Annotated in this window: 19 protein-coding genes and 1 riboswitch; of the genes, 4 read left to right on the top strand and 15 right to left on the bottom strand. The window is 47.9% G+C overall.

Annotated features, from left to right (window positions below; all coding sequences use genetic code 11):
* Positions 1–18: 18 nt before the first annotated feature.
* The 7 genes from C9I98_RS03830 to C9I98_RS03800 all read right to left on the bottom strand — a co-directional run bounded on the left by C9I98_RS03830 (position 19) and on the right by C9I98_RS03800 (position 8,598).
* On the bottom strand, positions 19–2,133 hold the full coding sequence (locus C9I98_RS03830) for a methyl-accepting chemotaxis protein (RefSeq protein WP_107271598.1): 2,115 nt from the start codon (positions 2,131–2,133) through the stop codon (positions 19–21).
* Between the two features lie 194 nt (positions 2,134–2,327).
* On the bottom strand, positions 2,328–3,317 hold the full coding sequence (gene oppF, locus C9I98_RS03825; RefSeq protein ID WP_036819821.1) for a murein tripeptide/oligopeptide ABC transporter ATP binding protein OppF: 990 nt from the start codon (positions 3,315–3,317) through the stop codon (positions 2,328–2,330).
* Positions 3,317–4,282, bottom strand: a complete 966-nt coding sequence (oppD, locus tag C9I98_RS03820; RefSeq protein WP_036819818.1) for an ABC transporter ATP-binding protein — start codon at positions 4,280–4,282, stop codon at positions 3,317–3,319. The genes oppF and oppD overlap by 1 nt, the downstream gene beginning before the upstream one ends.
* Positions 4,283–4,348: 66 nt before the next feature.
* Entirely contained in the window at positions 4,349–5,260 is a 912-nt protein-coding gene (gene oppC, locus C9I98_RS03815) for an oligopeptide ABC transporter permease OppC (protein ID WP_036819826.1), read from the bottom strand.
* 15 nt (positions 5,261–5,275) lie between these two features.
* Entirely contained in the window at positions 5,276–6,196 is a 921-nt protein-coding gene (gene oppB / locus C9I98_RS03810; RefSeq protein ID WP_036819816.1) for an oligopeptide ABC transporter permease OppB, read from the bottom strand.
* 159 nt (positions 6,197–6,355) lie between these two features.
* Positions 6,356–7,987 carry an ABC transporter substrate-binding protein gene (locus tag C9I98_RS03805; protein ID WP_036819813.1) on the bottom strand — a complete coding sequence of 544 codons (1,632 nt, stop codon included), beginning with the start codon at positions 7,985–7,987 and terminating at the stop codon, positions 6,356–6,358.
* A gap of 434 nt (positions 7,988–8,421) precedes the next feature.
* Positions 8,422–8,598, bottom strand: a complete 177-nt coding sequence (locus C9I98_RS03800) for a hypothetical protein (protein ID WP_245907083.1) — start codon at positions 8,596–8,598, stop codon at positions 8,422–8,424.
* Between the two features lie 670 nt (positions 8,599–9,268).
* Between C9I98_RS03800 and C9I98_RS03795 the strand changes: the two genes are divergently transcribed.
* Positions 9,269–9,667, top strand: a complete 399-nt coding sequence (locus C9I98_RS03795) for a MerR family transcriptional regulator (RefSeq protein ID WP_107271723.1) — start codon at positions 9,269–9,271, stop codon at positions 9,665–9,667.
* Between the two features lie 31 nt (positions 9,668–9,698).
* Here the strand turns inward: C9I98_RS03795 and C9I98_RS03790 are convergent, their stop codons facing one another.
* From C9I98_RS03790 to moaA, 5 genes are all read right to left on the bottom strand, one after another.
* Positions 9,699–10,235 (bottom strand): hypothetical protein, encoded by a 537-nt coding sequence (locus C9I98_RS03790; protein ID WP_036829834.1) that lies wholly within the window; start codon positions 10,233–10,235, stop codon positions 9,699–9,701.
* Between the two features lie 237 nt (positions 10,236–10,472).
* Positions 10,473–10,919: a molybdopterin synthase catalytic subunit MoaE gene (gene moaE, locus C9I98_RS03785; RefSeq protein ID WP_036829835.1), complete on the bottom strand. Its 447-nt coding sequence runs from the start codon at positions 10,917–10,919 to the stop codon at positions 10,473–10,475.
* A gap of 2 nt (positions 10,920–10,921) precedes the next feature.
* Complete coding sequence (gene moaD, locus C9I98_RS03780) at positions 10,922–11,167, bottom strand: molybdopterin synthase sulfur carrier subunit (protein ID WP_107271596.1); 246 nt, start codon at positions 11,165–11,167, stop codon at positions 10,922–10,924.
* Complete coding sequence (gene moaC / locus C9I98_RS03775) at positions 11,164–11,643, bottom strand: cyclic pyranopterin monophosphate synthase MoaC (protein WP_036820506.1); 480 nt, start codon at positions 11,641–11,643, stop codon at positions 11,164–11,166. Before moaC ends, moaD begins: the two co-directional genes overlap by 4 nt.
* Positions 11,644–11,691: 48 nt before the next feature.
* Positions 11,692–12,681 (bottom strand): GTP 3',8-cyclase MoaA, encoded by a 990-nt coding sequence (moaA, locus tag C9I98_RS03770; RefSeq protein ID WP_036820509.1) that lies wholly within the window; start codon positions 12,679–12,681, stop codon positions 11,692–11,694.
* Positions 12,670–12,815: riboswitch (molybdenum cofactor riboswitch) on the bottom strand. (Overlaps the previous gene by 12 nt.)
* A gap of 181 nt (positions 12,816–12,996) precedes the next feature.
* Between moaA and C9I98_RS03765 the strand changes: the two genes are divergently transcribed.
* The 3 genes from C9I98_RS03765 to yvcK all read left to right on the top strand — a co-directional run bounded on the left by C9I98_RS03765 (position 12,997) and on the right by yvcK (position 15,075).
* Positions 12,997–13,224: a hypothetical protein gene (locus C9I98_RS03765; RefSeq protein ID WP_036820529.1), complete on the top strand. Its 228-nt coding sequence runs from the start codon at positions 12,997–12,999 to the stop codon at positions 13,222–13,224.
* 156 nt (positions 13,225–13,380) lie between these two features.
* Complete coding sequence (locus C9I98_RS03760; RefSeq protein ID WP_036820512.1) at positions 13,381–13,956, top strand: LON peptidase substrate-binding domain-containing protein; 576 nt, start codon at positions 13,381–13,383, stop codon at positions 13,954–13,956.
* Between the two features lie 213 nt (positions 13,957–14,169).
* The gene (gene yvcK, locus C9I98_RS03755; RefSeq protein ID WP_036820515.1) at positions 14,170–15,075 is read left to right on the top strand and encodes a uridine diphosphate-N-acetylglucosamine-binding protein YvcK; all 906 of its coding nucleotides are present in this window, start codon (positions 14,170–14,172) and stop codon (positions 15,073–15,075) included.
* On the opposite strand, the gene C9I98_RS03750 is transcribed toward yvcK, so the two are convergent.
* From C9I98_RS03750 to uvrB, 3 genes are all read right to left on the bottom strand, one after another.
* Positions 15,037–15,396: an Hpt domain-containing protein gene (locus C9I98_RS03750; protein WP_036820519.1), complete on the bottom strand. Its 360-nt coding sequence runs from the start codon at positions 15,394–15,396 to the stop codon at positions 15,037–15,039. The genes yvcK and C9I98_RS03750 overlap by 39 nt on opposite strands.
* A gap of 18 nt (positions 15,397–15,414) precedes the next feature.
* On the bottom strand, positions 15,415–16,869 hold the full coding sequence (gene luxO, locus C9I98_RS03745) for a quorum-sensing sigma-54 dependent transcriptional regulator LuxO (protein WP_036820522.1): 1,455 nt from the start codon (positions 16,867–16,869) through the stop codon (positions 15,415–15,417).
* A 399-nt stretch (positions 16,870–17,268) separates the two neighbouring features.
* A complete protein-coding gene (gene uvrB / locus C9I98_RS03740) occupies positions 17,269–19,305 on the bottom strand; it encodes an excinuclease ABC subunit UvrB (protein ID WP_036820526.1) in 2,037 nt (678 codons plus the stop codon).
* Positions 19,306–19,572: the final 267 nt, after the last annotated feature.

Genomic DNA, 19,572 nt, shown 5'->3' with positions numbered 1-19,572 from the left:
ACTGTACTCACTGCAACATCAAACCTTGAACTGCCCAGTCAGCGACTGCTGGTGATGGGACAAGGTTGTCAGTGTCTCGCCAATGCCCGCCGACTTTTCAGCCTGCTCGAGAATATTCTCGCTCAGCTCGCGAATATTGGTGACGTTACGGTTCACCTCAGCCGATACCGCCTGTTGCTCGTTCGCGGCATGCATGATTTGCTCATTCATCGCTTGAATCGACTGCACCGCAGCCGTGATTTGCTCAAGGCTATCAACCGCTTCGCTTACCTGCTCAGAAGTTTCGCCCGCCAATTGGTTGCCTTCTTCAATCGCTTTGACAACATCACGGGTACCCTGTTGGAGTACTTCGATAACCTGACGTATTTGACCGACCGAATCTTGGGTACGGCTAGCAAGTTGGCGAACTTCATCGGCCACCACCGCAAAGCCTCGGCCCTGCTCCCCTGCCCGCGCCGCCTCAATCGCGGCATTCAATGCCAGCAAGTTGGTTTGTTCAGAAATACCTTCAATCACCTGCAAGATCTGGTTGATATCCTCACTATTACTTGCCAGCTCTTTCGCGACAGGGACAGCCGTTTCCATTCTGTTCACCAGTGTCCCCATTGACTGCGAAGACGATTGAATCACGGTTTGGCCATCTTGCACCGACACTTCAGCTTGGTTGGCAGCCACCACCGCCGTTTCGGTATGCTCCACTACTTGCTGCGCCGTCAACGCCATCTCTTCGGAGGCCGTGGCAACCATATCCACTTCCTTGAACTGTGATTGGCTACCATCGCGGGAGTGGCGGGCGACTTGCGCCGCTTCTGAAGCGGTATCGCCAACTTGATCCACCGCTGTGACCACCTCCCGGATTGTATTTTGCAGCTTATCGAGGAAGCGGTTGAACCACATCGCCAATTCACCCACTTCGTCATTCTGGGCAACTGGCAAGCGCTGGGTTAAATCCCCTTCGCCTGAGGCGATATCTTTCAGGCTCGCCACCACTCGCTTAATCGGCGCGACCAAACGGGCAGCGGCTAGCAACACCACCACAAAGCCAACCACTGCGATGATGGCGCTGGCAAGCAGCTGAACATAGACTGATTCATTACGTTGTTGCTCGATAGCAGTATCAAGATTAATCGCATCTGCCAATACTTGGTCAACCGGCAATTGGATGACCACACCCCACGATGACTGACCCAAGGATACCGGCATGTAGACATAAAGCCATTGCTGATCCTGCGTCCAAACTATCTGCTCCGTCCCTTGCGCAAGCCAAGCTGTCAGCTCAGTTGGCAATATATCGCTTGAGCCAAATTGCTGCCCTATCCGGTTGCTAGCCTGCTCCCACGCGACAATCACCCCGCTTTCACTGATCAGGCTGACATGCCCTTGGCCGCCGTACAAGGCACCATCAACCTGTGAAATCATGGCCTGAAGTGGGCCTAGGCGAATATCCAACCCCATTACCCCAATCACGTCGCCGTCAGCCAATAGTGGGAACGTAATCGAACTCACCAATGGCTTCTCCTCGCCCATAGATGCATGAAAGGGTTCAGATACACACATCAAGCCACTATTAAGGCTGCAATTTAGCTTTTCAGCATTGCCCGCCGTCATCAACGCCTGCTCGCCAATAATGTATTGCTGGCTACCTTGCTCGGGTGATTGTGCCCAATACGGTGCGAAACGCCCCTTTTCATTGGAGCCCACATAGTCGGCACCGTGGTAATAGCTATCTTCACCATCAAGGGCATCTGGCTGGAATACGACGAAGGCACCGTAAATATTATCAAACTGTTTAACTGAATCTCGGAGCAGATCGTTGATAGAGCCACGCAATTCTTCGCTACTGGTAAAGTTGTCTTCGGCACTGCTTTTCAAGAAAAGAATGCTTTGCGCCAACATTTCAGCACGATAGGAAGCCTCGTCGAGGTACTGATTTACGCCAGTGGCTTGCCGGTGAGCCTGGGCTTGAACCATCTCTTCAGACTTACTGCGTAAAGTATTAAATGATTGCTCTCTTACCAGTTGCTGGTTTTGAGCCGAGAAGTAGAAAGACAGGCCGGTTAACACTGTTACAGTGGCAAGCAAGCCGAGACCCGCCATGAGGGTGATCTTCCATTGAACGGAGATTGACCGCATACAACAATCCTTTTGATGCTTATTTCATCGACTTTTATCCACCAGCCGAGAAATAGAATTTACTGCTTATAATCCATTGAGCAGGTTGCATTTTTACATATCAGTTACAACTTTATCAATATTTTTTGATGTTCTACCTAAACGAAAAAAAGCGCGAGTTTTACCCCGCGCTTAAAGCCTGTCACAGGCTTGAATTAGTTTACGTTCAAGCAGGATACCGCGTGAATATCGCCGCCTTGCAGCTGCGGTTTATGCTTCGCACATTCTGCCGTAGTAATAGGACAGCGAGTTCTAAACACACAACCCGATGGCGGGTTCATTGGTGACGGTAGTTCACCTTCAAGCAACTGGATGTCCTTGTTACGCTCGAGGTCCGGATCTGGGATCGGCACTGCCGACATCAAGGCTTTGGTATATGGGTGCTTTGGATCGCTAAACAAGGCATCAGCCTCGCCCATTTCAACCGCGTTACCGAGGTACATCACCAATACACGATCAGAGATGTGCTTAACCACCGACAAGTCGTGGGCAATGAAGATCAAGCTCAATCCCATCTCTTTTTGCAGTGATTTTAGCAAGTTCACAACCTGCGCCTGAATCGATACATCCAATGCCGATACCGGCTCATCACAGATGATCATCTTCGGCTTGAGGATCAAGGCGCGGGCAATACCGATACGCTGACATTGACCACCGGAGAATTCATGCGGGTAGCGGTTGATCACGTTCGGAAGCAAGCCAACTTTTGCCATCATGGCTTTAACCTGCTGCTTCACATCATCGGCGTCCAGTTCCGGATAGTAAGCCTTCAAAGGCTCGGCAATGATCTCGCCCACCGTCATACGCGGGTTGAGCGATGCCAATGGATCCTGGAAAATCATCTGGATATCTTTGCGCTTTTCGCGCATCGCCTTGTGATCCAGCTTGGTCAAGTCTTGGCCTAGCCAAACAACATTCCCATCAGTCGCTTCAACCAAGCCAATAACCGCGCGGGCAAAGGTCGACTTACCACAGCCGGATTCGCCAACTACCCCTAGGGTTTCACCTTCGTAAAGACGGATACCAACCCCATCCACCGCTTTTAGCTTCAGTGGTTTAGTCCATGGCCAAGCCGACTTTTGTGCAATGTCGAAGTGTACTTTTAAATCTTGAATATCAAGCAGTAGATTTTTTTGTGCTTCCATTACCACGTCCCCACATCAGAAAAACACGCACGTAAACGCCCTTCGGTAAATGCTTTTAGCTCAGGTGCCACCTGAGAGCATTGGCTTGTTGCGCGGTGGCAACGGTCCTGATAAGGACAGCCTTGCGGGAGGTGCAGCAAGTTTGGCGGGTTGCCAGGGATCGTCGGCAACTCTTCGCCTTCGGTGTCCAAGCGCGGGATAGCCTTCAACAGCCCTTCGGTGTATGGGTGAGAAGGTTTGTAGAAGATTTCGTCAATCTTGCCGTATTCCATGGTACGGCCAGCATACATCACCAGTACCTTGTCACAACTACCGGCAACCACACCCAGATCGTGGGTGATCATGATGATGGCTGTATTGAAATCATTCTTCAGCTCGTTCATCAGCTCCATGATCTGAGCCTGTACAGTTACATCGAGTGCCGTGGTCGGCTCATCGGCAATCAACAGTTTCGGACGGCATAGCAGTGCCATGGCTATCATGACGCGCTGGCGCATACCGCCCGAGAATTCGTGCGGGTACATGGTGATACGCTTGCGTGCTTCAGGGATCTTCACCGCCTCAAGCATGCGAACGCTTTCTTCGAACGCTTCCGACTTGCCCATTCCCTTGTGCAGCATCAGCACTTCCATTAGCTGATCGCTGACTTTCATGTAAGGGTTTAGCGAGGTCATCGGATCTTGGAAAATCATCGCGATTTGCTCGGCACGGATATGGTTCAAGTCCTTTTCCGGCAAATTAAGAATTTCGCGGCCTTCGAACTTGGCGCTGCCGCCAATCATGCCGTTTTTCGCCAGCAGGCCCATGATGGCAAACACGGTCTGGCTTTTACCCGAGCCAGACTCACCAACGATACCAAGGGTCTCACCTTGATTGAGAGAAAAATTAAGATCATTTACCGCGGTAACAATGCCGTCTTGTGTTTTGAATTCAACGCGTAGATCTTTGACATCTAATAAGCTCATACTACTTCCTTATACTTATCTTGCCCTAGCCCGCCACCTTTAAGCGGGCTAACACATGCCTTATTGTTATCTGTCTTTTGGATCCAGTGCGTCACGCAAACCGTCACCCACATAGTTAAAGCAGAATAAAGTCACGACCATAAAGGCGGCAGGGAACAATAGCTGCCAAATGGCAACTTCCATTGTCTGCGAGCCTTCCTGAAGCAGTGCGCCCCAGCTGGTCATCGGCTCTTGAACACCAAGGCCAAGGAAGCTCAAGAATGATTCGGTTAGGATCATTGATGGCACTAGCAGCGTTGAGTAAACCGCAACGATACCCAATACGTTAGGTACGATGTGACGGGTAATGATCCGCCACTGGCTCACACCAGAAACATGTGCCGCTTCAATAAACTCTTTACTGCGCAGCGACAGGGTCTGGCCACGTACGATACGCGCCATATCAAGCCATGAGATTGCACCGATAGCGACGAAAATCAGCATGATATTTCGGCCAAAGAAAGTCACCAGTACAATCACAAAGAACATGAACGGGATGGAATACAAAATTTCCAGCAAGCGCATCATGATACGGTCGGTACGACCGCCAATAAAGCCGGAAGCTGCACCGTAAAGCGTCCCGATCACGACCGCCACCAAGGCACCCAGAATACCCACCATCAGGGAGATCCGGCCGCCAATCAGAGTACGGGTGTACAAGTCACGCCCAAGGCTGTCGGTACCGAAGAAGTGACCATCAGGGCCAAAGCTTGGTGCCGCATGCAATGCATACCAGTCAGTATCATCGAAGGCATACGAGCTAAACATCGGGCCGAAAATCACAGCCAGTGTAATAAAGAATAGAATGGTCAGACTCACCATTGCCGCTCGGTTGCGCATGAAACGAATTCGCGCATCCTGCCACAGGCTGCGGCCTTCGATTTCAAGTTGCTCAGAGAACTTCTCGACCGCTTCTACATTGTCTTTTTTAGTCAGCATCATCAGTCTGTCCCCTTAATAACGAATCTTAGGATCAATGTACGCCAGCACGATATCGACGATGGCGTTGAAGACAATGGTCAAGGAGCCGATCAAAATGGTGATCCCCAGAACCAGCGAATAGTCACGGTTAAAAGCAGCATTAACGAATAGCTTACCGATCCCTGGTAGGCCAAAGATGGTTTCGATAACCACCGAACCTGTGATGATGCCTACAAATGCAGGCCCCATGTAAGAAACCACAGGTAGCATGGCAGGCTTGAGGGCATGCTTGATGACGATATATGGGTAGCTTAGGCCCTTGGCACGCGCAGTACGGATAAAGTTACTGTTCAAGGTTTCAATCATGCTACCGCGGGTAATACGGGCGAAAGTTGCCACATACAGCAATGACATACCCATCATAGGTAATAGCATGTACGGCAGCGAGCCATCGTTCCAGCCACCGGCCGGTAGCCAGCCCAGGTTAATTGAGAAGATATAAATCAGTACCGGCGCCAATATAAATGAGGGCATGACGACCCCGGCCATGGCGGTCGACATGATGCAGTAGTCTATCCAACTATTCTGCTTCAAGGCGGCAATGGTACCGACGGTGACCCCCATGATGACGGCAAAAATAAAGGCAAAAACACCGATCTTGGCAGACACCGGCAACGCTTTGGATACCAGCTCATTTACCGTGAAGTCTTTGTATTTAAAAGAAGGACCAAAATCACCTTGGACAATATTGCCAAGGTAGGTGGTGTATTGCTCAAATACGGGTTTATCTAGGCCATACTTGGCTTCGATATTGGCCATAACTTCTGGCGGTAGTGGGCGATCACTTGAAAATGGGTTACCTGGTGCGAAGCGCATCAGGAAAAAAGAGATTGTGATGAGAACCAATAATGTGGGTATGGCTTCAAAAATCCGTTTTGCGATGAATTTAATCATAAAATTCCACCGTATAGTCTGTGACAGTTACTATTAATTGCTTACTGAAAAACCGCTGAATCCAATCAGTACTTCCAATCACTCTTGGCTGGCGGCAAATATTGAAAAGGGCACTGCTCTTGAACCAAGAGCAGTGCTTATTATTCATCTTGCTGTTTATTAGTCAGCAATGATGTAGAGGTCTTTACTGAAGATGTTGTCTTCAGGGTTTTTCTCTGGGTAGCCACCAAGTTTCGGGTTAACTAGGCGAGCATTAACATAGTGGTAGATAGGCATGATTGGCATATCGGCCGCAAGTTGCGCTTCTGCACCCTTGTATGCCGTAGCACGGTCAGCATCAGACTTAGCAGTCAGCGCTTGATCTAGGTATGCATCATAAGCCTGGCTATCGTATTTCGGATAGTTCTGCGAGTGGCCATCGCGCATGATTGCCAAGAAGGTTGATGCCTCGTTGTAGTCACCACACCAGCCGGCACGTGATACATCGAAGTTACCCTGACGCTTGCTGTCTAGGTAGCTCTTCCACTCTTGGTTTTCAAGTACTGCAGTAACACCCAGCTCTTTCTTCCACATTGAAGCGATCGCAACCGCCACTTTCTTGTGGTTTTCGCTGGTGTTGTAAAGCAGGTTGAACTTAAGCGGGTTGTCAGAGCCGTAGCCTGCTTTATCTAGCAGGGCTTTCGCTTTAGCGACACGCTCTTTCTGCGATAGCTCAGAATAGTCCGGCATTTCAACTTCGATACCGTTAGTAGCTAGCGGTGTGAAGTTGTATGCTGGGGTTTCACCCTTACCAACGATGAACTTAGCGATGACGTCGCGGTCAACCGCGTAAGACAGTGCCTTACGCACATTCTCATCATCGAATGGCGCTTTAGATGTATTGAACTCGTAGTAGTAAGAACATAGGTACGGTGTGACTTTTACGTAGTCTGGATGCTGCTTAACCAAACGCTTGAAGTGCTCGTTTGGCATTTCGTAAGTCACATCAACTTCGCCAGCCAAGAAACGGTTCATTTCAGCAACTTGGTTCTCGATTGGCAGGTAGGTCACCTTGTTCAGTACTGAGCTGTCGTTATCCCAGTATGCTTCGTTACGTGCTAGAACGATACGCTCGTTTACAACCCAGTTATCTAGCTTGTATGCGCCGTTTCCTACGTAGTTTTCAGGGCTTGTCCACTTATCACCAAACTCTTCAACCACTTTCGGGTTAACCGGTTTTAGCGATGTGTGCACCGTCATTGAAACAAAGTATGGTACTGCTTTGTCTAGCGTTACTTTCAATGTGTGCGCGTCAACTGCTTCAACACCCAGTGTTTCAGGATCTTTTTTGCCTAGAATGATGTCACTCGCGTTTTGCATCGTGGTCATTTCTAGATAAGAAGCGTACGGAGAACCCGTCTTAGGATCGGCTAGGCGGCGCCATGTGTAAACAAAGTCTTCAGCAACGACTGGATCGCCGTTAGACCATTTCGCGTCTTTGCGTAGGTTGAAAGTCCAAGTTTTGTTGTCTTCAGTTTCCCAAGACTCAGCAACACCGCCAACTAGCTTGCCGTTGCTATCTTGGTTAACCAAACCTTCAAGAAGGTCACGGATTACATTCGACTCAGGAACACCAGATACTTTCTGCGGGTCCAAAGATTCAACTTCGGTACCGTTACCACGGACTAGCTCTTGCTTGTCAGCCAGTTTTACACCGGCAGGTACATCTGCAGCCAAAGTAGAAAAAGAGGTGGTTGCCACAGCCATGCCAGCGCTTAAAAGAAGAGCCTGGGTAATTTTGTTCTTATACATGCATTAACTCCAATACATCATTTAATACGTCCTTGATGTTCTTCAGTCGGTGCATATTCACGCAACAATCTTTGCATCATTAATCCTAAACAACACAAAGCAAACCGAAGAATTGTTCAAAACATTATCAGGCATTGAAGTCTTTTGCCACATTTTGATTACAAAAACCGACATAATCCTTAATAAACAGCAAAAACCCAGCATTAGCCGCCATATGACACTTTGCTTACAGCTCAATATGTCACAAAACCCTAAATAAAAAGGAAAATCGGCCAGAAACGCCAAAAAACAGTCAATATTGAATAAATAATTATATTATTGAACATATATTCAGCATAATAAACTCAACACAGCAACAAAATACACAACAGTCAATAACAAATATTTAAAAACATGATGTCTACTCATAAAAAAAGCGCCTTTCGGCGCTTTTTTTATTTATTCTCACTGTCTAACTGAATGTTTGGCGGAACTTCATTCGGTGTTTGCTGCTTTCCTTCCCGTATTGACTGGTCGTTATCTGCATTGACCACGGAATCAAAAATACCGTCGTGGTTGATCTCTTCCATCATTTGCTTAATTTTACGATTCGTGACGCGCTTATGCTTCATGAAACCCTCCGCTGTTAACCGAGATACACAATTAAATGCCATTGAAGAAATTAATTTGTTCAAACCCAGCTAGCATTTCTTTCTTCATTAAATGAATATATTTTCAATATCCATGTTATTCCATCATGCTAATCATGAATTTAAAATATGGCACAGCAATGGGAATAGCGCCTTCAATTCGCCCTTATAATAACCAAACCGAATATAAAACATCCCCTATAGATTAAGTTTTCACATAGTGAACTTTTCACCTACAACACATTTCTCTAACCGCTTAATAAAGCTACTATAAATTTATTGGCTATTTAGTTAATTGGATTAACAAGATACGCCAATATTCCGTTCCCCGTTCCGTTATACCTTGAGAGTAGAATATGAGACCAGTAGGTTGTTTTTCACGTCCAAGTCCTTCCCGCGTCCGTCATGGCTACGTGCCTCCGTCGCGCAAAGTCAAAGACGGTAAGTAAGAAATAACGATAAAGCCCTTCGCGGTTGAGTTATGTATTAGCCCCTCATTTGAGGGGCTAATTTTTTTGCATTAAGCCCTTAGCAAAAACAAGAAACTTGTTATTCAATCACGGCTATGGAATCATCTTTTTGCGATCAAGGGGATGATCGCACACTGGCTTTACCCAATGCCGACCAGTTGCCTAATGGAATGGATACCAAGATGGAAACAAAAGCATTATCACACGACGAGAACTATACCATCTCTCAATTAGCTCAAGAGTTTGATGTCACGCTCAGGAGTATCCGCTTTTACGAAGATCAGGGGTTGTTAAAGCCAAAACGCCATGGCAAAACCCGTATTTTTTCGCGCCAAGACCGAGCCCGGCTGATCCTGATTTTACGCGGGAAAAGGCTAGGCTTTAGCCTGATGGAAATCCAAGAGCTATTTAACCTTTATGACGCTGATTCTAATAATAAAAAACAGCTGCAAACCATGCTAAATACTGTTCAGGCCAGACAACGGAAACTGAAACAGCAACAGAATGATATCGATTTGATCATGATGGAATTGAATGCGGCGGAAAGGCGTTGCTACAAGCAGTTGGCGAAGTTTGAGTAACCCACCAACGGCTTGGTAAACCACATGCCCACTAATGCAGCGGTATCCTAATCACCCACACCTGATGGCAAGGCTGTACCGGTAAGCCGTCATCAAGTAAGCGGTTTAAGTAAGCCAGGCGATGATGCCCCTCCAGCAAATTGTAATTCGCCTTTAGCACTTTGCCGTTCATCATCGGTATATCACGTTCATAATGAAGTACAATCGGTGCAACAGGCCAAGTCCCTGTTTCCTGCATTGCCTGTACCAGCCAGCTTCTTTGATAAATTGGGTTCTGCATCCGACTCGACAGCTTATCGACCACTTCTTGATGGGGGGTCTGGATTTTTGACTGAATTTGCTCCGAGCTCCACTCTTCGAGCGAGAACTGCATTGACTGAAAATCCAACCATCCCCAGTTGCATAATACTCCCTTCCAATGGCGATAAACCCATTGTTTGAGTACATCATCGGGAAAATTGGGCAAGGCTTGCTTGGCCTTGAGTCGCCACTGCGCCCACGGTTCGCAGTTTCTCGCACCAAAACCATCCGGCTCTAATTCATAGAGCAAGCGATCACTCCTAATCATAAGCGCCCTCCTTAGCAGCTTAGCCCTGGCGATCCTACGCCACAAAAAACAATAACCATTCACTTTTAATGGTTATTTATACCTTTAATTTGAAAGTAGCACAGCTCATCAGGAATGAACACCTGAATATTTAAGAAAGATTATGCAGGAAGCAGGAAGCAGGAAGCAGGAAGCAGGAAGCAGGAAGCAGGAAGCAGGAAAGAATAGCGCCTCTACGAGGAAGGCGCTATTAAACGATTACTTGTGCCAGCGATCGGCTGCTGAAGTATCCGTCTCGCGAGCATCAACCCAGCGTGACTCCTCAGGGGTTTGCTCTTTCTTCCAGAATGGCGCGCGTGTCTTCAAGTAGTCCATGATAAATTCACAGGCCTCGAACGCGGCGCCACGGTGTGCACTTGTTACACCTACAAACACAATTTGATCACCCAATGCCAAGTCGCCAACACGATGGATAACACGGGTTTTAAGCAGCGGCCAGCGGGCTGTTGCTTGTTCGACGATTTCCGCCAGCGACTTTTCCGTCATGCCCGGATAGTGCTCAAGCGATAACCCTGTTACCGCATCACCTTGGTTAAAGTCGCGGACCTTACCCACGAAGGTCACCACGGCACCGGCATCGGTTCCTTGGGCCAGCTGTTCATACTCATCCGCAACCGAGAAGTCTTCGAACTGAACTGAAATCATGGTTAGCCCCCTGTTACAGGCGGGAAGAAAGCCACTTCATCACCATCTTTGATTTCGGTGTCCAGCGAGCTGATCGTCTGGTTGATTGCCACCAGCAGTTTGCCCGACTCTAGCGCCAGCTGCCACTTGTCACCACGCTCAACAAGGTGGCTACGCAGTGCTTCCGCGGTAGCGAACTCAGCTTCAACTTCTAGACGATCGACACCCACAAGCTCTTTTACCTGAGCAAAAAATAAAACGTTAATCATGATTCCACCTTAAAGTGACCAGACTTACCGCCCGTTTTCTCTAGCAAGCGAACTTGCCCAATCACCATGTCTTTTTGTACCGCTTTACACATATCGTAAATAGTCAGTGCAGCCACTGACGCCGCCGTTAGGGCTTCCATTTCTACACCGGTTTTGCCCGCAAGCTTACAGCACGATTCGATGCGCACCATATTTTCAGCTTCGATCGCTTCCAGCTGAACTTCAACTTTAGACAACAGCAAAGGGTGGCATAGCGGGATCAAGTCCCATGTTTTCTTCGCCGCCTGAATACCAGCAATACGGGCCGTCGCAAACACGTCACCTTTGTGATGCTTGCCTGACACAATCAGTGCCAAAGTCTCTGGCGCCATGTGAACAAATGCCTCGGCACGTGCTTCACGAACAGTTTCAGCTTTCGCAGACACGTCAACCATGTTTGCTTCACCAGAAGCATTGATATGGGTAAATTGGTTCATCCGTTATAAATCCAAACAGAAAAATTAAATTTGATGTGAGATGGCGGCCTAGCCGCCAATTGATGCCAAGTTCGGTGTCATGCCGGTATTCCCCTGATCGAGGAAGTGGCTGACTGCCTTCTCTTGCAACCCACCTTGAATACGGGCAATAAGCGCATCACGCTGATCGTCTTGCTGTAGCAAATCACGTAAATCGACACCGTGATCGCCAAACAGGCATAGATGCAACTTGCCTTTTGCTGAGACACGAAGGCGATTGCAGCTCTTACAAAAATCTTTTTCGTAAGGCATGATCAGCCCGATCTCCCCTTGGTAATCTGGGTGGCAGAAAACTTGTGCGGGACCGTCGTTGTTGCTCTTGATTTTCAACAACCAGCCATTGGCAATCAAGTAATTACGGATGCTAACACCGGAAACATGATGGTTGTTAAATAGCTCATCCATCTCACCAGTCTGCATCAACTCGATAAAGCGCAACTGAATGGGACGATCTTTAATCCAGGCTAGGAATTGCGGGAGTTGCTGAGAGTTGAGATCTTTGAGCAAGACCGTGTTCACTTTCACTTGCTCAAAGCCGGCATCGAACGCCGCATCAATGCCATCCATGACCTGATTAAACATGTTCTCACCAGTGATTTGGTAAAACATCTTAGGATCAAGGCTATCGACACTCACATTGATGTGGGTTAAACCTGCATCACGCCAATCTTTGACATGCTTAGCCATACGATAACCGTTAGTCGTGGTCGCGACCTTGGTGATCCCAGGCTGATCGGCAACAGTACGGATGATATCGGTAAAATCGCGGCGCAAACTTGGCTCGCCGCCTGTAATACGCACTTTCGTGGTACCACATTCAGCAAACGCGCCAGTCACACGCTGGATTTCCTCAAGCGTCAAAAAAGAAGGCTTCTTCTTCTCTGTAGGATGGTAGCCATCCGGCAGGCAATATGTGCATTTAAAGTTACAGACATCTGTAACTGACAATCGCAAGTAATAAAACTTGCGATGATAGGTATCTTCAAATTGTTTCGCCACGGAACACCTTTCCAAATACGGGAGGCCGATGCATTTCTTTATCGACCCTGGTGACAACCTGTCACTGTCTTAGAGCACTTATGCTTCACTTCTAGAAGGCACTTAGTGATCTGAGCTCGGAGTTATGGCAATTGTGCAAAGGGGGTTGATCCAAACAAGACACAATAGCAGTAATAGTTATAAAAGTATCAGATGAATGACCTAAGGGGCAAATCATCTGAAAAAAAACGTGCTGCATTCTACCTTTCGGGGCATTTCACGACAATACTACTAAAGGGAATACAGGAAGATTTTCTTACAAAAAGTGAGGATATTATGTCCAATATAATCGAATCCGCCACGGTTGAGGATATTGCGCTCTATCTACAACGTGAGGAAGGGCTTGATGCAAGTACGGCCCGAAAGCAAGCACAAACCGTCATTGATGGTTTTACTGATATGCAGGACAAGGGGCTAATCAAAGGTTGGTACTTTGATGAGCAAAGCCACCTCGAACTGCTACCCAGTGACAACGCAATGAAGATCATTGCAAATCAAAAATGAATTGCATTTTGCACATAATGTATAAGCCATTTATTGCATTATGCTAAAAAGTCGGCAGGGATGATAAATCACACCATATAAATAGCGGTATGACAATCCGGCATCACATTTGCAATGTCCATATTACCTGACAACAATTGATAGCCGGAGCAGACTATGAAACAGTACATACCGCTAATTTTCCAAAAGCGTCACATTCTTCCTGGCGGAAAAATCCCACTACGTATTTCTCCTGGCCCACAAATGGAGGCGTTCAAAGCCGCACTCAAAAATGAGAACGGTTTTGGGGTATGCATGTTTGACGAAGGCGAGCATGGGCACCACTTCTTCCATATTGGTACCCGAGTGACTGTCGAAGATTTTGACACCTCGACAAATGATGGCACCTTGGTGGTCACGGTCGCAGGCCATGAAAACTTCCGTATCGACAGCCTTGAACGCAATGACGACGGTGTATTTATTGGCGACTGCCAGCCTATTCCGCTATGGCCAGAAACCAAAGTCAGCTCGGACCAACAAGTACTTGCCGACAAGCTCAAAATCATGTTCAAAAAGCACCCGGAACTCAATGGGCTCCACCAAGAAAAACAATTTAGCAACTTGAGTTGGTTGTGCCAGCGTTGGCTCGAACTTCTGCCGGTACCCGCTAGCGAAAAACAGGCACTGCTCAACACGCCTAACTGCTACGATACCTATGACTACCTAATGAGCATCATGCAGAAAAATCACTAGCTCATACCATCATGTTGTCATTTGTGCCCTCTTTGCTCTGGGAGGGCGACAACGCAGGTGCCCTGCCTTGATAGCCTTGGTTGCTGTGTCCATCTTGCCTCGCAGGTATCCCCAACTGTGATATAGCTATCAGCTTCAAGCAATCACCTGTATTCATACCGCAGAAAAAAGTACACTGCTCACAGTTATTCCTATGTAAACGTCGAGCAACTCATGTCAAACACGACCTCCCTCACTTCTACTACGCCAAAAATTGTCGCCATTGGTGGCGGACATGGACTTGGGCGTATCTTATCCGCGCTTTCTGATTACGGTGAAGATGTGACAGGTATCGTCACGACAACAGACAACGGCGGCTCGACGGGACGTATCCGGGCTTGCCAAGGCGGTATCGCTTGGGGGGATATGCGTAACTGCCTAAACCAGTTAATTACCGAGCCTTCAGTCGGCTCGATGATTTTCGAATATCGCTTTCGTGGCAATGGCGAACTGGACGGCCACAACCTTGGCAATCTAATGCTAAAGGCGTTGGATAATCTATCGATTCGACCACTGGATGCCATCAACCTGATCCGTGACATGCTGAAGGTGAAAACCCAGATTGTGCCGATGTCGGAACACCCAGCCGATCTATCGGCAATGACGCCAACAGGTGAGATCATCTGTGGTGAAACCAGTGTCGATGAGCTAGGCGAGATCCCGCAAAGGCTCTACGTCGAACCTGCAGTGCCTGCCACCAAGGAGGCGGTCAGCGCTATCAATGACGCTGACGTGATTTTACTGGGCCCGGGTAGCTTTCTGACCAGTGTTATGCCGGTATTGCTACTGAAAGAAGTCGAGCTGGCACTCAAGAAGAGCCAAGCCACAATCGTCTTCATTACCAACCTGGATAAAGAAAAAGGGCCTGCCGGCATGATGTCACTGGAGCAGATGCTGCATTGGTGCGAGCGCTCGATGGGTGGGCGTCAGGTAGACAAAATCTTAACGGATAAAAAGCTTGAACTGCTTGATGCGAAATACGACCAGTGTGTGGAAGATCTCGCATCAAACAACCATGAGTGGCGACATGACCGCGATAAACTAAAGCAAGCTATTGATCGGATTGTCGAGGCTCGCTAAGCGCTTATATTCCACCGCCATTCCCTCGACCAGCTGCCTAAACTCAGGCAGGTGGTCGTGCATCCAATCTTCCTGCCCTTGGCGAACACGAGATTCACATTCCTGCGCCATCAATGCCAATTCGTCGGCCCCAAAACTCGCGGCACTGCTTTTAATTGCGTGGCTAATTTCACGTACCTGCCCCGCAGTAGGCTGATCAGAAAGCTGACGGAAATACTGCTCTAACTCGTCACTAAAAACGGTTAAAAGTAACGTTAAAGTATCATGACCAACTTCATCAGCCATACGCTTGATTGTTTCTACATTAATACCTGTAGCCATTCAATACTCTCCCTACAATTAACCCTGTGCTTCCTGCCAGGTTTGTAATTTTCTATAAATCGTGGATGGGCTTACTTCCAATAAACCCGCCGCTCGCGGAATGTTGCCATCGCAAGCATCAATCGCCGCTTCAATTGCCCGTTTCTCTACAATCCAAAGCGGTTCAATCTGTGACTTGCTTACGATTTGGCTAACACTACTTGTCGCTGTTTGCACCTCAGGTTGAACAGGTGCCTCGGCTGCCATATGTGAAGTAGATGCAATGCTTGAAGTAGATGCAATTTTGACGCCACCATTATTGATTGGCGGCGGCACCATCTGCAATGTAACTTCTTCGCCTTCGTTTAGCACCACGATATTTCGAATTACGTTCTGCAGCTCACGAACATTTCCCTGCCAATGATACGCTTTGAAGAGCCTTATCACTTCTGGAGAGAAACGGCTGAAATTTTTGCCTTCCTCAACTGACATAAGAGCCAACAGTGCATGGGCAATTTCAAGTACATCATCGCCGCGATCACGAAGAGGTGGCAATGAAACCGGAATTACATGCAAACGGTAATACAAATCTTCCCGAAAACGGCCTTCTTGCACTTCTAGCCACGGGTTACGGTTAGTCGCACAGACAAACCTCACATCGACTGTACTGGTTTTCGATGAGCCTACTTTCTGGTAAGTCCCTGTTTGAATGAATCGAAGCAGCTTGCTTTGCAAGTCGAGATCCATCTCGCAAAGCTCATCGAGGAAAAGGGTACCGTTATTGGCAAGCTCGACCGCCCCTTGGCGTTCTGTCGACGCACCTGTAAAGGCGCCTTTTACATGGCCAAATAACTCACTTTCTATCAACTCTTTAGGAATGGCGGCACAGTTTAAGGCCACGAAAGGCTTATCGTTTCTAGGGCTTGCCGCATGGACTGCTTCAGCACATACCTCTTTACCGGTACCACTTTCACCGGTAATAAAGACCGTTGCCTTACTCGATGCCGCAGACTCAATAACACGATAAACCGCCTGCATCGGTAAGCTATTACCAATAAAGCCTTGATATTGCGCGCCAGCTTGTTTGGAAGACTTTTTCTCTTGTGGCGATTTCTCTTCTTCTTTCAGCGCATTATTGACAGTGACACGTAGCCGGTCTGCCTCACAAGGTTTGATCAAGAAGTCTTGGGCTCCATAGCGCATCGCTTCAACCGCGACATCAATCGAGCCGTGTGCCGTCATGATCACCACAGGGATATTGCCATGATCTCGCCTGACGGCTTCTAGCACCTGCATACCTGTCATATCCGGCAGGCGTAAATCCAACAAGATTAGATCTGGGGTGATATCTTTTACAAATGCCAACGCCTCGGTGCCGGTCCCGACAATAGTGACCGACACACCTAGTGGGTTTAGGTATGACTTGTACAACGCCGCAACTGAGGCGGTATCTTCAACCATCAAGACTTGACGCTGTCTTGTTTTGCTCTCCATTGCCCCTCCAAATCCTATTGACCTTTACTAATTGTAATCAATAGAAATTTTTTGTTGTCACTTTTTTGCTATCGCACTAACACAACAACGTATTTTTTCATTATGAATCGCATAATGATTCGCAAAATGCAAATCCATGGCTATTTTTTATCCTACCGAGCGCAAAAATATCATCTAACCCCGCTAAAAAAGTACAATTAAAGAAGTCATGAAAAGTTGGCACGGCTTCTGCATTTATTAAATTGACTCTCCTGAGAGTCAACCTAGCCAACTGACGTTGTTTGTGGATTTTTTCACTAAAACAATGACGCCAACCGAAACTGTTCTCGGTTGGCTTTTTTTTGCCTGCAAACAGCCCCATCAAAAAAGTGATAAGGCCATTGCGGTTAAGGGAAGGAATTAGGAATTAGCAATAAATTGCTGTCGTAGTTCATGGATCTTATCTCGCAGCTCCGCCGCTTTTTCAAACTCCAAGTTTTGAGCCGCATCGTACATTTGCTTCTCAAATTGCTGAATCTCAGACTCCAGCTGCTGCGGTGACATTGCAGTGTAGCTCGCTTTGTTTTCAGCAACCTTATGAAGCTGGGCTGCGCGATTCGCTGGCCTCCCTTTTCCGGGTGCGCCAAGCTCCATAATATCGGACACTTTCTTGTTCAGCGCTTTAGGCACTAGGCCATGCTTTTCATTATGGGCTACCTGTTTCTCACGACGGCGCTCTGTTTCATTGATTGCGCGTTGCATTGAGCCAGTGATCTTATCACCGTACAGAATCGCCTTACCTTCCAAGTTACGTGCGGCTCGGCCAATCGTCTGGATCAATGAACGCTCGGAACGCAGGAAGCCTTCCTTATCTGCATCCAATATCGCCACCAACGATACTTCGGGCATATCCAGGCCTTCTCGCAACAGGTTGATCCCCACCAGTACATCAAACTCTCCCAAGCGAAGATCGCGAATAATTTCGACCCGTTCAACCGTATCAATATCGGAGTGGAGGTAGCGGACTTTGACATCATGCTCAGACAGGTATTCAGTTAAATCTTCCGCCATACGCTTGGTGAGGGTCGTTACCAGTACCCGCTCGTTCTTCGCTTCGCGAATACGGATCTCAGAAAGCAAATCATCGACCTGGGTGGACACCGGCCTTACCTCAATAGCAGGGTCAAGCAAGCCCGTTGGACGGACGACTTGCTCTGCGATATCCCCGCCAGACTTCTCGATTTCATAATTACCAGGTGTCGCAGAAATATAGAGGGTTTGCGGGGCCAGTGCCTCAAACTCTTCAAACTTGAGCGGACGGTTATCCAGTGCCGATGGCAAGCGGAAGCCATATTCGACCAGGTTTTCCTTGCGCGAGCGGTCACCACGGTACATGGCACCAATTTGCGATACGGTAACGTGGGACTCATCAATAATGAGCAAACCATCGGCAGGCAGGTAATCAAAGAGTGTCGGTGGCGGCTCACCCTCTGCTCGGCCACTTAAATAACGGGAGTAGTTCTCGATACCCGAGCAGAATCCCAGCTCGTTCATCATCTCGATATCGAACTGGGTGCGCTGGCTGATACGTTGCTCCTCAACCAACTTGTTGTTCTCTAGCAATTGCTTCTTGCGAACTTCCAGCTCATCTTTGATCCCATCAATCGCCTCCAGCACCTTCTCGCGCGGGGTCACGTAGTGGGTTTTCGGATAAATGGTGCATCGAGGGAGATCACGCTTGATCACCGCGCCGGTCAGCGGATCAAAGACACTAATGCAGTCGATCTCATCATCGAACAGCTCAATTCGAATCGCGTCTTTTTCAGATTCCGCCGGGAAGATATCAATCACCTCTCCCCTCACCCGGAAGTTACCACGCTCAAATGCCACATCATTGCGGGTATATTGCAGCTCGGCCAAGCGGCGCAGAATATCACGCTGATCGATCACATCACCTCGGCGGGCATGCAGCATCATCTTTAGGTATGAGTCGGGATCGCCCAAGCCATAGATAGCCGATACCGAAGCAATAATGATGACATCACGCCTTTCCATGAGAGCCTTGGTCGCCGATAACCTCATTTGTTCAATGTGCGCATTCACCGATGCATCTTTTTCAATGAAGGTATCCGTGGTAGGCACATAGGCTTCAGGCTGATAATAGTCATAGTAGGATACAAAGTATTCCACCGCGTTATCAGGGAAGAACTCCCTCATTTCACCATATAGCTGAGCCGCCAGTGTTTTGTTTGGCGCCAGGATCATGGTCGGCCTGCCTGCTTGGGCAATAACGTTGGCTACCGTAAAAGTCTTACCGGTACCCGTTGCCCCAAGCAATGTCTGGTGAGCCAACCCAGAATCAAGTCCATCTAACAGCTGCGCAATGGCGGTGGGTTGATCGCCCGAGGGCGAATAGTTTGAAGAGAGGTTAAATGTTTTTGAGCTGGCTTTATCCATCTGAAACCCGTACTGGCTATATGATCAGTGTGTAGATAGTAGCTAACAAGCCTCTCAACAGCAATCATCAGCGGGCTTGGCCTAGGCTTGTTTGCAAACTTTTCCATTTAAATCACGAAGAAGCAGCATCCTAAAAATGCATATTTATCAACGTGATTATTCATCGAGTGCATGGCGAAATAACCTAAAACCACAGGTTAACGCAAGAAGGTATCTGTCCCAATCGCAAATATCAATAAAGCACATAAAGTAATGATTTTATTTACC

Origin of the sequence: Photobacterium sanctipauli, from assembly GCF_003026495.1 — a bacterium.
GTDB classification, from domain to species: domain Bacteria; phylum Pseudomonadota; class Gammaproteobacteria; order Enterobacterales; family Vibrionaceae; genus Photobacterium; species Photobacterium sanctipauli.
The sequence above is the reverse complement of the archived record's forward strand: the minus strand, read 5'-3'. Positions and strand labels throughout refer to the sequence as shown.